This window comes from Mycetohabitans sp. B2, from assembly GCF_021733735.1.
Lineage (GTDB): Bacteria > Pseudomonadota > Gammaproteobacteria > Burkholderiales > Burkholderiaceae > Mycetohabitans > Mycetohabitans rhizoxinica.
This window is the reverse complement of sequence record NZ_JAHKSP010000049.1, coordinates 137,244-151,893: the sequence shown is the minus strand read 5'-3', so window position 1 is coordinate 151,893 and position 14,650 is coordinate 137,244. Positions and strand designations below refer to the sequence as shown.

Annotated in this window: 8 protein-coding genes, 1 pseudogene and 1 riboswitch; of the genes and pseudogenes, 5 read left to right on the top strand and 4 right to left on the bottom strand. The window is 63.5% G+C overall.

The window, feature by feature from the left end; all coding sequences use genetic code 11:
* Nucleotides 1-92: 92 nt before the first annotated feature.
* The gene (locus KPG66_RS12875; protein WP_041755006.1) at nucleotides 93-266 is read right to left on the bottom strand and encodes a DUF1328 domain-containing protein; all 174 of its coding nucleotides are present in this window, start codon (nucleotides 264-266) and stop codon (nucleotides 93-95) included.
* A 255-nt stretch (nucleotides 267-521) separates the two neighbouring features.
* Here KPG66_RS12875 and KPG66_RS18045 point away from each other — a divergent pair.
* From KPG66_RS18045 to arfB, 5 genes and pseudogenes are all read left to right on the top strand, one after another.
* Nucleotides 522-587: pseudogene (locus KPG66_RS18045) on the top strand (hypothetical protein); the annotation flags it as partial.
* Between the two features lie 134 nt (nucleotides 588-721).
* Nucleotides 722-828, top strand: a riboswitch (TPP riboswitch).
* An 80-nt stretch (nucleotides 829-908) separates the two neighbouring features.
* Nucleotides 909-2,840 (top strand): phosphomethylpyrimidine synthase ThiC, encoded by a 1,932-nt coding sequence (thiC, locus tag KPG66_RS12865; RefSeq protein WP_237071098.1) that lies wholly within the window; start codon nucleotides 909-911, stop codon nucleotides 2,838-2,840.
* A 115-nt stretch (nucleotides 2,841-2,955) separates the two neighbouring features.
* Nucleotides 2,956-3,168, top strand: coding sequence for a glycine zipper 2TM domain-containing protein (locus tag KPG66_RS12860; protein ID WP_237071097.1), 213 nt, complete (start codon nucleotides 2,956-2,958; stop codon nucleotides 3,166-3,168).
* Between the two features lie 458 nt (nucleotides 3,169-3,626).
* Nucleotides 3,627-4,547, top strand: coding sequence for a DMT family transporter (locus KPG66_RS12855; protein WP_237071096.1), 921 nt, complete (start codon nucleotides 3,627-3,629; stop codon nucleotides 4,545-4,547).
* Between the two features lie 406 nt (nucleotides 4,548-4,953).
* Nucleotides 4,954-5,355 carry an alternative ribosome rescue aminoacyl-tRNA hydrolase ArfB gene (gene arfB / locus KPG66_RS12850; RefSeq protein WP_237071095.1) on the top strand — a complete coding sequence of 134 codons (402 nt, stop codon included), beginning with the start codon at nucleotides 4,954-4,956 and terminating at the stop codon, nucleotides 5,353-5,355.
* A 27-nt stretch (nucleotides 5,356-5,382) separates the two neighbouring features.
* On the opposite strand, the gene KPG66_RS12845 is transcribed toward arfB, so the two are convergent.
* The 3 genes from KPG66_RS12845 to recC are packed head-to-tail and all read right to left on the bottom strand — an operon-like array spanning nucleotide 5,383 to nucleotide 14,638.
* Nucleotides 5,383-7,455, bottom strand: coding sequence for an AAA family ATPase (locus KPG66_RS12845; RefSeq protein WP_237071094.1), 2,073 nt, complete (start codon nucleotides 7,453-7,455; stop codon nucleotides 5,383-5,385).
* Nucleotides 7,456-7,499: 44 nt separating this feature from the next.
* Nucleotides 7,500-11,234 carry an exodeoxyribonuclease V subunit beta gene (gene recB / locus KPG66_RS12840; protein WP_237071093.1) on the bottom strand — a complete coding sequence of 1,245 codons (3,735 nt, stop codon included), beginning with the start codon at nucleotides 11,232-11,234 and terminating at the stop codon, nucleotides 7,500-7,502.
* Complete coding sequence (recC, locus tag KPG66_RS12835; protein ID WP_041755007.1) at nucleotides 11,234-14,638, bottom strand: exodeoxyribonuclease V subunit gamma; 3,405 nt, start codon at nucleotides 14,636-14,638, stop codon at nucleotides 11,234-11,236. The genes recB and recC overlap by 1 nt, the downstream gene beginning before the upstream one ends.
* Between the last annotated feature and the right edge of the window lie 12 nt (nucleotides 14,639-14,650).

Sequence of the window (14,650 nt, the reverse complement as noted above, 5' to 3'; positions counted from 1 at the left end):
GGCCGCGACAAGAAGAAAGAACACCCTGCATCGTGCAGCAACGCGGCCTCTTTATCCACGCGCACGACACGCCCGGCATTTGCGTGGGACGGCTAGGTAACCTTCTTTGCGACAAAAATGCCGAACAGCAGGAACACCACGCACAGCACGAGGAAGACGAAGAACAGGAACTTCGCAATCGCTGCCGCGCCCGTGGCAATGCCGCTGAATCCAAGCAATCCCGCGATAATGGCGACAATCGCAAAGAATAACGCCCACCTCAACATGATTGCGACCTCCATAGCAAGTGCCAAAATTCGGCAACGAGTGCAATTATAGCAATAGGCATGCCAGAATTGGCGCCCGCTGCCCCGGCAACGCTCCGTCCGACAACACGTCGCCCCCTAAAACCAAGGGTTTAGCGCTGTTTACCGAAAGGGGGCACGACGTACCGGTATAGGGTGCGCAGACAAGCGAGGCCGCCACTTTCTTTCATACAATGAGTAAGCCTTACCCCAATTTACTAAAACCGCTGGAGTTGGGTGAGTTACCTGCTCAATTCATTTCTGTGTCCACGCACTAACCGCCGCACCGATCGCTGGGGTGGATCCATCAAGAATCGCATTCGCCTGGCTGTCGAAGTCGTGCGCCGGATGCGCGAGACGCTTGACACACGTTTCAGACAGCGGTGTCAACGTCACGGACGGCGGTTGCCAACGCCCCTGAACCAGTGTATCTTGACCCTGCTACGCGGGGGTCCTGCTTGCGCACCGTCGTCAAGCGGGTGAGAAACACCCTTTGAACCTGATCTGGGTAATGCCAGCGCAGGGAAGCGTCCGGGGTCGATCAATGATGTCGCCGCATCCGCCCCGCTCCGCCGCTTCTCCGGTCTCCCGTGTTCCGTTGCCCTTGCCCACAGGAGACATTCAATGGTTGCCAATCCAAAGTTTCTGTCCGAGTCCGCGCGCGTGGACGATGCCGCGATCGCGCCGCTGCCGAATTCCCGCAAGATCTATGTGACCGGCTCCCGGTCTGACCTACGGGTTCCGATGCGCGAAATCAGCCAGGCCGACACGCCGACCGGCTTCGGTGGTGAGAAAAACCCGCCCATCACGGTCTATGACACATCCGGCCCATATACCGACCCCGACGTCAGGATCGATATCCGCGCCGGCCTACCCGCGCTACGCGAGGCCTGGATCGAGGAACGCGGCGACACCGAGCGGCTGGAAGGGCTCTCGAGCCAGTACGGCCAGGCCCGCGCGGCCGACGCGGACACCGCGCACCTCCGCTTCCCAGGCCTGCATCGCGCGCCGCGGCGAGCCAAGGCGGGCGCCAACGTGACCCAGATGCACTACGCGCGCCGCGGCATCATCACGCCGGAAATGGAGTTCATTGCGATCCGCGAAAACCAGCGTCGCCACGAGTATCTGGAAAGTCTGCGCGCCAGCGGACCACAAGGCGCCAAGCTGGCCGAGCTGATCGGTCGGCAGCACCGTGGCAACGCATTCGGCGCGGCGGCATTCAGTGGCACCCAGGCCCGCGAAATCACCCCCGAATTCGTGCGCGACGAAGTCGCACGCGGTCGCGCGATCATTCCGGCCAACATCAATCATCCCGAATCCGAGCCGATGATCATCGGCCGCAACTTCCTGGTGAAGATCAACGCAAACATCGGCAACTCCGCTGTCACGTCATCGATCGGCGAGGAAGTCGACAAGATGACGTGGGCGATCCGCTGGGGCGGCGATACCGTGATGGACTTGTCCACCGGCAAGAACATCCACGAGACGCGCGAGTGGATCATCCGCAACAGCCCGGTGCCGATTGGTACCGTGCCGATCTACCAGGCGCTGGAGAAAGTTCACGGCAAGGCGGAGGAACTGACCTGGGAAATCTTCCGCGACACGCTGATCGAGCAGGCTGAACAAGGCGTTGATTACTTCACGATTCATGCCGGCGTGCTGCTGCGCTATGTACCGATGACTGCGAGCCGCATGACGGGGATTGTCTCGCGCGGCGGCTCGATCATGGCCAAGTGGTGTCTTGCTCATCACCGCGAGAGCTTCCTGTACGAACATTTCGAAGACATTTGCGAGATCATGAAGGCGTACGACGTGAGTTTCTCGCTGGGCGATGGGTTGCGGCCGGGCTCGGTCTACGATGCAAACGACGAGGCGCAACTCGCCGAACTCAAGACGCTGGGCGAGTTGACACAGATTGCGTGGAAGCACGATGTGCAGACAATGATTGAAGGCCCGGGGCACGTGCCGATGCAGTTGATCAAGGAAAACATGGACTTGCAGCTGGAGTGGTGCAACGAGGCGCCGTTCTATACGCTCGGGCCGCTGACTACCGACATCGCACCGGGATACGACCATATTACCTCGGGCATCGGCGCGGCGATGATCGGCTGGTTTGGTACCGCGATGCTGTGCTACGTGACGCCAAAGGAGCACTTGGGGTTGCCGAACAAAGACGACGTCAAAGAAGGCATCATCACGTACAAGCTTGCCGCGCACGCCGCCGACCTTGCGAAGGGGCATCCCGGCGCGCAGATACGTGACAACGCGTTGTCGAAGGCCCGCTTCGAGTTCCGTTGGGAGGATCAGTTCAACCTCGGACTCGACCCGGACAAGGCGCGCGAATTCCACGACGAGACACTACCGAAGGATTCCGCAAAGGTTGCCCACTTCTGCTCGATGTGCGGCCCGCATTTCTGTTCGATGAAGATCACGCAGGACGTGCGTGAGTTTGCCGAGAAGCAAGGTGTCGGCGAAGTGGAGGCGCTGCGCAAGGGCATGGAAGTCAAGGCGATCGAGTTCAAGCAGTCGGGCGCCGAGATCTACCAAAAGCAGTAAAGTAACATTTGCTTACAAAAGCGACGAATCGCCTACAAAGCCGCAACGTCTTAAAACGTATTGATCGCGTACTATCGAATTAGGTCGGCAATCAACACAACGAGGAGTCACGATCATGAATTCGGTCAAGCGTATCGGCGCTGCGGCGCTCGTCGCCGCGCTGCTGACGAGCCTGGCGGCGTGCGACGGGATGACCACGCGCCAGCGCAACACTGCGATCGGCGCGGGCGTGGGCGGCGTCGCTGGCGCGGCAGTCGGCGGCAACGCGCTGTCGACGCTGGGCGGCGCAGCTGTCGGCGGCATCATCGGCAATCAGGTCGGCAAGTAACGCTTCGTCGCGCGACAGGGCCACGGCTCGCGTGAGCCTCGGCAGAACGGCCCAGCCGGCGGCACTTCTACCAACACGCCGCCGGCTGTCCCTTGGTCGCTCATCCGGACGCACGCGGACTCCGTCACGCCCGTCACGCTTACGAGGCGGCGTGCCTGCCCGACGTCGCGCCGGGGTGCGCAGCACCCCTTGCTATCTGCTGCACGCCCACCATCGGATGGCTTGCTCTGCTCATTGCGGCCCCGTGGACCAAGCATTCGATCGCACCATGACCGCGCGGGCTAGCCGCGCTCTTCTCCACGCTATGGGCTGCGCAGATCCATTGCCTCGCCCCAAGCTAAACCACTCAGCCATAAGCAAAGTGCCGCCATAACGATTTGCCGCCGTAACGATTGGAGCGCTATTCCCAGCGCGGCCGCCAGGGCTTAGAGTGATAGGCCTTCTTGTTAATTCTGCCTATGACAGCCCGCAACCTTCTTTATCTCCTTGTGCTTGCCGCGCTGTGGGGCGCCTCGTTTCTGTTCATTCGGATCGGGGTGGCCGAATTCGGCGTCACACCACTGATGGCACTACGCGTCTCGATCGGCGCGGTGTTCCTAGCCACGTTGCTGGTGGCACAAAAGGGTTTAGCCGGCGCGTGGCATAGCGCGCGCCGCCAATGGTGGCCATTGTTCGTCGTTGGCGTATTGAATTCAGCCGTGCCATTTTGCCTGTTTGCCTACGCCGAACTCACGCTGTCGGCCGGATTAACTTCGGTGATTAACGCGACAACGCCATTGTGGGGTGCCCTGGTCGCATTCGTTTGGCTCGGTGACCGGCTCAGCAGCATGCGCACCACCGGGCTCGCGCTCGGCTTTGCAGGCGTGGTATTGCTGGTTTGGGATCAGATTACGGCACCGGTAGGCGCGAGCGGCACGCCGGTACCAGCGACCACCACGGCGCTCGCCGCAGGCGCGGCGCTCGGTGCCACGGCACTCTACGGCGTGGCGGCGAACTACACCAAACAGTACCTGTCCGGCGTGGATCCATTAACTGTGGCGTGCGGCAGCATGGTCGGCGCGTCCATCGCCCTGCTACCGCTGGCCACGTGGTGCTGGCCCACCGCCCAGGTCTCGACGCATGCGTGGCTCGCGGTGCTGGCGCTCGGCGTCGCGTGCACGGGTATCGCGTACAGGCTCTACTTCCATTTACTGGCCACGGCCGGCCCGGCTCGCGCGATGACGGTAACGTTCGTGGTACCGGTGTTCGGTATTCTATGGGGTGCGCTGTTCCTCGCGGAATCCGTGTCGATGCGGATGATCGAGGGATGCGGGGTCGTGCTGATTGGCACCGCGCTCGCCGCCGGCTTCGTCAAGCGGTTACGCGCGCAGGCATCGTAGCGCCTGGCGCAAGCTCGCCAATCCGCGGCAAGACCCTATTGCGGCTGCGCGCGGCACGCTGCTGAACAGGGGCACCGTTTCGAAGGGCACGTTTCGGGGCGCGCCGTTTGAGACTTGCATGCGTTATCCGGCAATCACGCCACTGGCCTCGAGCCTGCGGATTCGCTCGGATACAGCCGGCTAGCTCAGATGAACGCGCCGTCCGACCTCGGCATGCAAAATGGGGGCCTCCTACTGCAGCAGTTCGAGAATCTAGACATCCTACTGATCGAACTAGGCATTCATAATGCTGCGACCCAAAGAAATGCTGACCGCCCATCAGGCAGCCAGCATTACGCGCAAGCGAAGCGAAACCTGCGTCCATGATGCAATACCGGCTAGGGCTGGTACGGGCAGACACTAAACCATGCACAAACTCGTCATTCCTGACCAAGAAATCACCATGACGGCAGTGCTAGCGCAAGGCGCAGGTGGGCAAAACGTCAATAAGGTATCCAGTGCAATCCACCTACGGTTTTCGATTCGGTCTTCATCGCTGCCCGAGGTGGTCAAGATGCGCTTGCTCGCGCTGAACGACAACCGCATTACGCGCGACGGGGTCATCGTGATCAAGGCGCAGTCCTATCGGACACAAGAGTTGAACCGTGCCGAGGCACTCGCACGCCTGCACGAGCTAATCGAACGCGCCAATACCCCCCGCCGGCCCCGCCGGGCAACCCAGCCGACGCTGGCGTCTCGGAGGCGCAGGCTCGACACGAAGACGCGGCGTGGCGAAGTCAAGGCCGGTAGACGGCCGGTGACCGACTAGGCGCGACGGCGCGACAAGCCCGCGACTTTATCGTGATGAGGCTGTTTCGCGCCGGGCACGCGCCTCAGCGTATCGTAACCGTGCCGACAGTCCGGTATCGCGGCGGGTCGGCGTGCCGATGGCCTGTGCCAACACCGCACGCGTGCCGATAATCGTGATTTGAGCCCGCGCGCGGGTCACAGCCGTGTAAATCAACTCTCGCGACAACGCCCGGCTAAACGTAGGCGGCAACACCAGCGCAGCCCGTTCGAATTCCGAACCCTGTGATTTGTGGACCGTGAGCGCGAATGCCGTCTCGTGCGACGGCAGCATCGCGGGCGACACGCTCCGGCGCTGCCCGGCACCCTGTTCGAAGACCACCCGCAGCGTGCCGTCGCCGGCCGGCAGCGCGATGCCGATGTCGCCATTGAACAGGCCGAGTGCATAGTCGTTGCGCGTGACGATGACCGGACGGCCAGCGAACCACCGGGCGGCCGGTGCAAGCGGCAAGCGGGCAACCCGACGCAGTTCAGCGCTGATCCACTCGTTCAACGCATCGACGCCATGCGGGCCAGCGCGAACCGCGCACAGCACACGGAATGCGTTGAGCGCATCGAACAGCGCAGCGGCCTGTGACTCACACCGCTGCAGCATCCCGGCCAGCAGATTTGCATAGCGTGCGAAACCCCGCGCGATATAGTCGCGTGCCGCGTGTCCGATTGCCGGCCCGCCGTCATCGATGAAGTGTGCGGGCGCGCGATCGTCTGCTGCATCGAGCACGCCGAGCGCGTCCGCAGGCGAGCCGTCGCGAATTGCACTGGACAGCTGCCCGATCGGGGAATCGAGGCCGAACCGATAGTTGGTCTGCAACCACACGACGCAATTGGCGAGCGCAGCAGGCTGTGCACCGTCTGCCGCACGTGCCGTGTCGTTCGGCGCTGGCTCGACGATATCTGCCCCAACCGCCGGATTGTCGTCGGCGAACAGATCGCGCTGTGCAGACGCTGAGGGCGGGGCCGGCGCGGCAGGCGGTGCGGATGCGGTAAGCCGCGTCGGAGTAGCAGCCTGCCCCAAGGTAGCAGGCTGCAATTGGGGCAGGCCACCGCGAACATGCGCGGCGAGCGCGTTGCGCAATGTATCGACCGTGCAGCCAAGCGCCTGCGCGATACGCTCGGCGCGCTGCCCGACATAGCATGGATGTGCACTCAGTTCGGCGAACACTGCCCCCGCGTCGACCGCGGCCAATTGGTCCTTGTCACCCAGCAGGATCAACCGGGCACGCGGTGCAACGGCGTCCACCAACCGGCTTGCCAGCGCGACGTCGATCATCGAAGCCTCGTCAACGACGATGACATCGTACGGCAAAGGATTGCGCCGATGATGGCGAAAACCCCTGTCCGATGTGCTGCCCAGCAATCGATGCAGCGTATACGACGCGGTCGGCAGCTTGGCGGCGATATCGTGAGCCAATCGGTCGGCGCGGGACGCCAATGCCTCCAGCATGCGCTGTGCTGCCTTGCCAGTGGGCGCCGCCAGCGCGATGCGCAGATCCGGCTTGGCATCGAGCAAACAGGCTAGCACGCCGACGACCGTGGTCGTCTTACCCGTGCCCGGCCCACCGCTAACAATCGTCAGTTGCCCGGACAAGGCGACAGCCGCCGCGACACGCTGCCAGTCGAGGTCGCTGCCGCTCGCCTCGCCAAAATAGCGGGTCAGTATGTTACGCCACCGCTGCGCGTCATCAAACGACGCATCGTCAAATTCCGCCCGCGCGCGCGCACTCAGTGCATTGGCGAGCCCACGCTCGAATTCGTAATAGCGTGCGAGATACAGTCGGTCATCGAGGTCGATTACCAGCGGCAAACGGGGCGCCGGCTCGTCGTCATCGATGCGCGTGGCAACACCGCTTGCAAGCAGCGACGCGCGGACTGTGTCGGACGGCTGCCCGAGTTGCCGCGCAAGCGCTGCCAGCTCGATGCAGACATGTCCATTTGCAGTCGCCGCGCTGACCATCGCGGCAGCAGCAGCAGCGACGCGTGCATCGCCGGCGGCTGCCCCCAAGCTTTGCGCGAGCGCGCCGATCCGGCGCGAGAACCCCTGGGCCAGCATGATGTCAGTCATCACTGCCTTCTACCGAAGTCGGGCATGGTCCGCGCCCAGTGAAATCAAGCATGGCCACCCCCCGTTGAAAACAGGGCGTCGAACGCATCGACGGCGGCGCGCGTCGGCCTGAATCGTTCGATGCCGGCGCCAGGCCAATCCGGCCGTACGCCTCGCAAGAATAGATACAGGCTTGCACCAAAATGGGTGTCATAGTCGTAATCCGGCAGGCGCGCCCGCAGATATCGGTGCAACGCAATCGTATAGATCAGTGCCTGCAACCGATATGCATGGGCATCCATCGCGGCCGATAGCGCGGCCGTGCGATACGCGTGCGGCGAGTTGCCGAGATAGTTCGATTTCCAGTCGATAATCCAGAATCGGCCGCGGAACTCGATCACGGCATCGATGAACCCCTTCAGATAACCATGCAATACGCCATCGTCGAGGGCCATGCCGGCGATGCCGTGCTCCTCCAGCATTGTCGCAAACCGGCGTATATCGAGCGACGCAACCGGGAAGACAAATTCGAGCTCGGTCAACCGACGCGATGGATCCAACTCGCCGAGCATGAAGTCCGCTTCGAGCGGAGTATGCGCAAGATCCCGCAACAGGCGCGTCATCATCGCACTGAGCTGCTCCGTGCTCAGCTCGCGCGAACTCACCGGCTGCTCGGTCAGAGCCCGCACGATGGCAGTCGGCCAGCTCGAAGGATCGCGCAGATCAGCAAGCTCCATCAGCCGATGCAAACAGTCGCCCGCGGCCGGCCCCCGGGGGAAACGCAGAATGTCGTCGTCACGCAGCCCGGGCGACGCATTAGTTGGCATCGGTTCTAGGTCTGCTTTAATCGCCTGCGTATCGGCCTGAGCGACATCGTCGTCGTGATCAGGTCGCGCGTGCAACACATCGTCGATATCCGGTAACGGCCGTTGTCGCGTCGAGGCGAGCGAGCTGAAACTCGCGATCCGCCAGGCATCGAAGAGACGGCGCGCCGGCACGCGTGCATGCACGTCCACGTGCGATGCATCGGGTGGAGGCAACGGATCACGTCGGGCCACGGTCGGCAGTGGCACGACGACGACGCCCTCGTCGTCGCCCGGCAACGCGCGCCAGCACGCCGCCAACGCGGCAGTCTCAGGTGGTCCATCCAACCATGCGTCGAAATGTGTCGATCCGCCGGCAACGAGCCAGTTCAGCACACTTTGACGCGCCTCCTTCGTCGATGCATGGGCGCCGCTCGTGTAGATCCCCGCCACAAGATAGCACCGATACACTGCACGCGTGAGCGCGACATAGATCAGGCGCGCACGCTCGGCCGCCTGTTCGCGCCTCACGCCTCGATCGATGCGCTGCGCCTCGTCACCATCGCAGCCGAAGTGCAGCACGGCAAGTCCATCCTCACGATGGTACTCGCGCGCCACCGGCAATGCAGCGCACGAGGGCCCGGCACGCAATGCACCGTTGGTCAGGAACGGGCAGAACACCACGGGGTACTCGAGTCCCTTGGACTTGTGGATCGTCACAATTTGGACCAGATCTCGGTCTGATTCGAGCCGTAATTGTGTCTCGTCGCCGACGCCGGGATCCGCACGCTGCGCGCTCAGCCAGCATAGCGTTGGCGCGATACCGGGATGTTCGCTGTCGCGAGCCTGGATCAGTTCGGCCAGGTGATTCACGTCGGTCAGCCGGCGTTCACCGTCGTCTGCATTCGCCAGGCGCTGCGCAATGCGCAGTTCGCGCATCACGATGCGCCACATCGGCGCAAAGCCGCGCTCGTGCCAAAGCAACCGATAGCCCGCAAACCGCTCCACCCACGATGCTGAGTCCAGCTCCGATGGCACCGGCTCGCATCGGCCAGCGGCGGCAGCGGCTGGCTCACCTTGCTCGATGGCCCATAATGCCGCCGCGTCCAAACCGATCCAGTCTGTGGCCAATGCCGCTCGCAAGCGTCGCAGGTCACCCGGCGTGTCGATCGCCAACAAGAGACGCTCGAATTGTTCCGCGTCGATTGAGGCGAACACCGAGGCTTGGGCAAGTTCCACGCTGCCAATGCCCCATCCGCGCAATACCCGTTTCATCAACATACCCTGCCGATGCGCCTGCACGAGCACGGCGATATTCGCCGGAGCGAGCGGCTCGGTGCCGATCGTCGCATCGCCCGCCCGCGCGTCGCGCATGAGCCGTGCGATCTCTGCCGCACACGCCTCAGCGGCTGCGCGCTCGGCATCCCGCTTGCTCAGCGGCGCGTGGTCCGGCAGCCACCATACTCTCAAGGCCGCCCCACTGCCATCGCTTGCGCCGAGCGGATCGTGCCGGTCGACAAATGCCGGTCGCGACCTCATGGCGGCGCGCACCGGGTGGTAGTCGAGCCCGTCGAGCACAAAAGCGCGCGGGTTGGCACCGAACAACCGATTGCACGCAGCGATCAGCGCGGGATCGGACCGTTGATTGACGGCCAACGTGTAGCGGGCGCTGGCATGGGCACGCGCGTCCAAGTATGTATGCAAATCGGCGGCACGAAAACTGTAGATCGCCTGCTTCGGGTCGCCAACGAGGAACAAGGGACCCTTCGGTGCAAAAATTTGGTTAAAGATTGCGAACTGCAGCGGGTCCGTGTCCTGGAACTCATCGATCAGCGCTGCGGGATAGCGTTCACGCAACGCATCGGCGAGCCAAGGGTGCACATGCAGCGCATGATGCAAATTGGCCAGCAGGTCATCAAACGACATGATTCGCGCGGTACGCTTGCGTTCGGCAACGCTCGACGGCCCGACACGCAGCCACTCGCGCACCAACGCAAACCAACGACGCAAATGCATCGCTTGCTCTTCACGGAGCGCGGCAACCAACGCGTCCGCGCAGTCGAAGAACGGGTGCGTCGGCGGCTGGCATTGGACCTTGGTGGCAGCAGTCAGCGACGACGAAGTCAACTTCAACGCGTCCTTCGGAACCGGCGCATAGCGATCGCCGCGCACAAAAAATCGCTCCCACGCCGCCAGCGCGGCTTGCACTTGAGATGGCTTGTGCGTGCGCTGGTGCAACTGGGTGGCACAGTCGGCGAGCCGCTGCGCAATCTGCTCTCGCTCGTCGCGCCATAGGTTTTTGGCGCGACCAAAATGATCGATCGCCGTGTCGACCGTCTCATCACACGCTGGGTCGGTCCATACAAGTTCGGCCAATGGCTTTTTCAGACGTTGCGCGAGCAACGCCTGTAGCACAGTGGGCCCGGCGCCGTGCGCAACGAGCCAGTGCGCGAATCCCGGCGTGCGTGCCGCTTCCGGTTCGACGCGCTCGCGCCAGAACTGCGCGGCGACATCGAAGCGCAGCGTGGTGTCGTCGGCTTCGGTCTCGAGCGCGAACGGCATCGCAGCCGCAAACGGCGCTTCTTGCAACGCACGTTGGCAGAACGCATGAATCGTATGAATCGCGGCCTGATCGAAACCATGCAACGCGCGCCGGATTCGCTTCAGCGCGCGCTGCGTGGCCGTTTCCGGCGCGTCGCCATCGACGAGCCGCCCGATTAACCCAGTCACGAACGGGTCGTCCAGCGCGACGCCATGCGCGAGCGCCTGCTCGAGTTGCATCAGGCGCGCCCGGATTCGCTCGTGCAGCTCCGCAGTAGCCGCTTTCGTAAAGGTCACGACTAGGATCTGGTCCGCTTGCAAGTCCTTTTCGAGCAACAGGCGTAGATAGAGCGCACAGATATTCCAAGTCTTGCCGGTGCCGGCAGAGGCCTCGATCTGCGTCACGCCATCGAGCGCGCACGCGAAGACGTCAAGTTCAAGCACGTCGGAGGTCATCAAGCGTCCTCCGCCGGCTGCAGGTGCGCGAGCAGCGGTTCGAACACCGTCCTAGCAATGGCGACAAAGGTATCGTCCAATGTCATCGGCGTGCCGCGCAACGCGAGCTGGATCGCTGGATCGTCGAGCTCGCCGCCCGTACGTTCGTTCGACCACGCGTTGCGGGCTGCGGACTCGCTTTGCGACACGAGTGACCAGGCGCTTTTCGGAAAGAAACGCAACGGCGCGCGTAACCCGGCACGATACAGCGCGAGCAACTCGCCCAGGTACGCGTGCGGGTCCCGTGGCGTCGTGAGCACGAAGCGCTCGTCGTCGCCGATCCACAGCGTCTGGCGAGAGGCTTGCGGACTTGCGGCACACCAGCACAGATGGCGCAGCCACGCATCGAGGTAATCACGAGCGGTCGGCCTGGCATAGCGATAGAGTACCAATTCGTTACGGGTCACCCCGTCTAGCACGCCGGTCAACACCGTCGGCAACAGCACCGTCCCGCGCCACGCCGGCACCCGGTCCAGTAACGTCGATACGGACTCCAGCCGCTCAGGCCAGCGCGGGGCAACGTGGATCGAAAATTCGACCGGTTCGAGTCCGGTGCCAACCTGCCCCCGGATGTACTCAGCCAGCTTGCTCAACGCCACCACCTCACGCTCGTGTATCGCGCGTCCGGTTGCACCTCCAGGCAATTCGGGAATCGCACGCGCGATTTCATGGGCCCGCTCGGCGTACGCCGATGACTCCACCAGCAACGGCAGCAGGCGCCCGGCGAGCGCATCGCGCCCCGCATAGTCGAACTCATACGGCTCGGTGTCGGGCAATGGAGCCTGCGCGCGATGCAGCACGATGCCCAGTCGTTCGCGCAGCAGCGCGCGTTGCGGGTGGCGCCAAAATCGCGCCAGTTCATCCAACCCGATCGTCTCACGCATATCGGCAGGCAGCGCAACGCCAAAAAACGGCGGCATGGCGTCCGCCTCCATCCGCCGTGTTGGATCGGCAAGCGCCGCAGCCACTTGCGCGCGATCTGCATCGTAGGTCAACAACGGGCCCTGCATCGAAAAATACGACAGCGCGAACGGCTGCAACGGATGTTCCGTAACAAAGCTGCGCCGCGCCAGTGCAATTTCGTCGAGGCTCGCCCCTTCGCCCGCCTTCAACGACGCGAGGTGATCAAGCAGCTCGGCCACCAGCGCCGATGGCGGCAACTCGGCGTTGTCGCGGATATTGCGGCCGGTATAGCTGAGTAGCAAGGTATCGCGTGCTGCCAACATGAGGTCCAGAAACAAGTTGCGCTCGTCATCGCGACGTTGCCGGTCGCCGGGTTGTGCAAACGCGGCCATCAAGTCGAACTCATCCGCGCGCGCGCGCGTCGGCAACACGCCATCGTCGATACCAGCCATGCAGACGACACGGAACGGCACGCCTCGCAGGCTGGACAGCGGCGATACGGTCACCGCGCCAGACGGGACCCCACCGCGCGCCGGATCGTCGAGCACGGACAATAACGCCGTACGCAACACCGCCGCGGGCAACGGTGTATGCGGCGCACCTGCTTCGATTTGTACAAAGAGCGCATCGAGTGCGTCGCGCAACTCGCTCAATGAATCAGCATTTGGACCGCGGGCATCGAAGAACTGCTCGAGCGCGGCGAGCAGCACATTACGCCACTGTGCAACCGTATGCGGTGTCGCGCACGCGAGCGCAAATGCATCGAGCTCGTCGACGAATTGCGCGAGCCGCCCAAGCAGCATGGCGTCGGCGCCGGTGGATGCCGCCACCGGCAACCAGTCGCCGATAGGCAGTGCGTCGTCCGGCATCGCGTAGCCAAGAAACAACCGCGTCAAAGCGTCAGCAAACGTATGGCGAGCGCGAGGCGCGTCAAGATCCCGCTGCTCACGCGGCGCAAACGAACGGCGCGCGCCGGCGTTTGCCAACCACCCTTGCACGGTGTCCAGCGCTACCGGATCGATGTCATAGCGCGCCGCAACCGCATCCACGCGCAGCCATTCGACCAGCGCGGAAGCGTTGACGTCGCGCTCCGCCAGGGCCAACCAGTCCAGCAGCGTGCGCGCGAGCGGATTGGCTTGGGACGGCGGCAAGCCGGTGACGCGATACGGGATGCGGCGCGGGTCGCTCGGCGGCACCGCGCCGAACACCGCGTCTACGATCGGCGCGGCGGCAATTAGGTCGGGTACCGCGATCAGTACGTCGGCCGGCGTCAAACTCGGATCCGCATCGAATTCGGCCAGCAGCCGATCATGGAGCACCTCGAACTGCCGCGCCAGGCTGTGGCAGACGTAAACCTCGATGCCGTTGCGCGCAGGCGGTGGCGACGGCGACACCGGATGCTCGAGCGACAGAATCGCATTTTGCACGACAGCGAGCCAGCTGCACGCCGGGGCCTCGACGAATTCGCTGCTCTCGCCCGCCACCGCACCCTCGGTATGCTCATGCAGCAACGCGAGTTGCGCTTGTGTCTGCCGCCCCCACTCGGCCAGCAGTGGGTGTCCGACCGTCTGGTAGTCGAGTTGTCCCGCCGCATCCAGCGCGTCAGCATGTCGTTGCGTGACGATGTCAAACCAGTACTCGCGGCATGGATTGAGTGCATAGATCCGCACGTCGATCCAGCGCGACAGCTCGCGCAGCAACTGCACATGTAGTGGTGGCATCGTCGGCAACGCGAATACGCTGACCTGCGCCGGCCAGTCCGCGCGCGCGATGTCGTCCAGATCCAATTGCGATGCGATTGACAGAAACCGGTACGCGGGCGGCGACATTCGTTCGAGCGCATCGGCACCCGCATCGTGTCCGCCGGCCAGTTCGCCGAGCACGTCGCGCCACAATTGTGCTTGCCAGGCCTCATCGGCGCGCTGTATCGGCGTCGCGTCGGCAAGCCGTGGCGCGCCGCCCGGCTGGCGGCGCGGCGCGAAAATCGACTCGCCTGCCAGCCACTGGGCAAGCCAATGCGGACGATACGTCAGATAATGATCGAAAACGCAGGCGATGCGACGCGCCAGATCGAACGTCATCGCAGGATCCGCCGCCGACAAGTACGCGTCCAGTCGTGTCGAGGACACCTGGTCGTCGCCATCGCGCACAGTGTCACGCTGCGCGAGCCGCCGGTAAAGCCGCCATGCGAGACGCTCCGGCGCGAACGGCGATTCGCGCGGCACATCGATTACGTCGACGCGCGCGATCTGTGCCCATAACCACTGCGCGAGATAGCAAAATTCGACATTCGCGCACAGGCCAAACCGATCGGCATAGTCTAGTTCGAGCCGTCGGCGCACCGCAGTATTCGGCACGATGATCGGCTGCGGCCGCCACAGGTCACCGCCGATGCGCGCGAGGTCGCCCAACAGCGCCGAGGCAAGCGTCTCATAGCGGTTCGAGTAAAACAGTTCAAGCATGAAGCGGCGGAT

Bases quoted from the DNA above. Each gene is read 5' to 3' on its own strand.
- KPG66_RS12855 (WP_237071096.1), top strand. From the start codon at position 3,627: ATGACAGCCCGCAACCTTCTTTATCTCCTTGTGCTTGCCGCGCTGTGG.
- arfB (WP_237071095.1), top strand. From the start codon at position 4,954: ATGCACAAACTCGTCATTCCTGACCAAGAAATCACCATGACGGCAGTG.
- KPG66_RS12875 (WP_041755006.1), bottom strand. From the start codon at position 266: ATGTTGAGGTGGGCGTTATTCTTTGCGATTGTCGCCATTATCGCGGGA.
- thiC (WP_237071098.1), top strand. From the start codon at position 909: ATGGTTGCCAATCCAAAGTTTCTGTCCGAGTCCGCGCGCGTGGACGAT.
- recB (WP_237071093.1), bottom strand. From the start codon at position 11,234: ATGACCTCCGACGTGCTTGAACTTGACGTCTTCGCGTGCGCGCTCGAT.
- KPG66_RS12860 (WP_237071097.1), top strand. From the start codon at position 2,956: ATGAATTCGGTCAAGCGTATCGGCGCTGCGGCGCTCGTCGCCGCGCTG.
- recC (WP_041755007.1), bottom strand. From the start codon at position 14,638: ATGCTTGAACTGTTTTACTCGAACCGCTATGAGACGCTTGCCTCGGCG.
- KPG66_RS12845 (WP_237071094.1), bottom strand. From the start codon at position 7,455: ATGACTGACATCATGCTGGCCCAGGGGTTCTCGCGCCGGATCGGCGCG.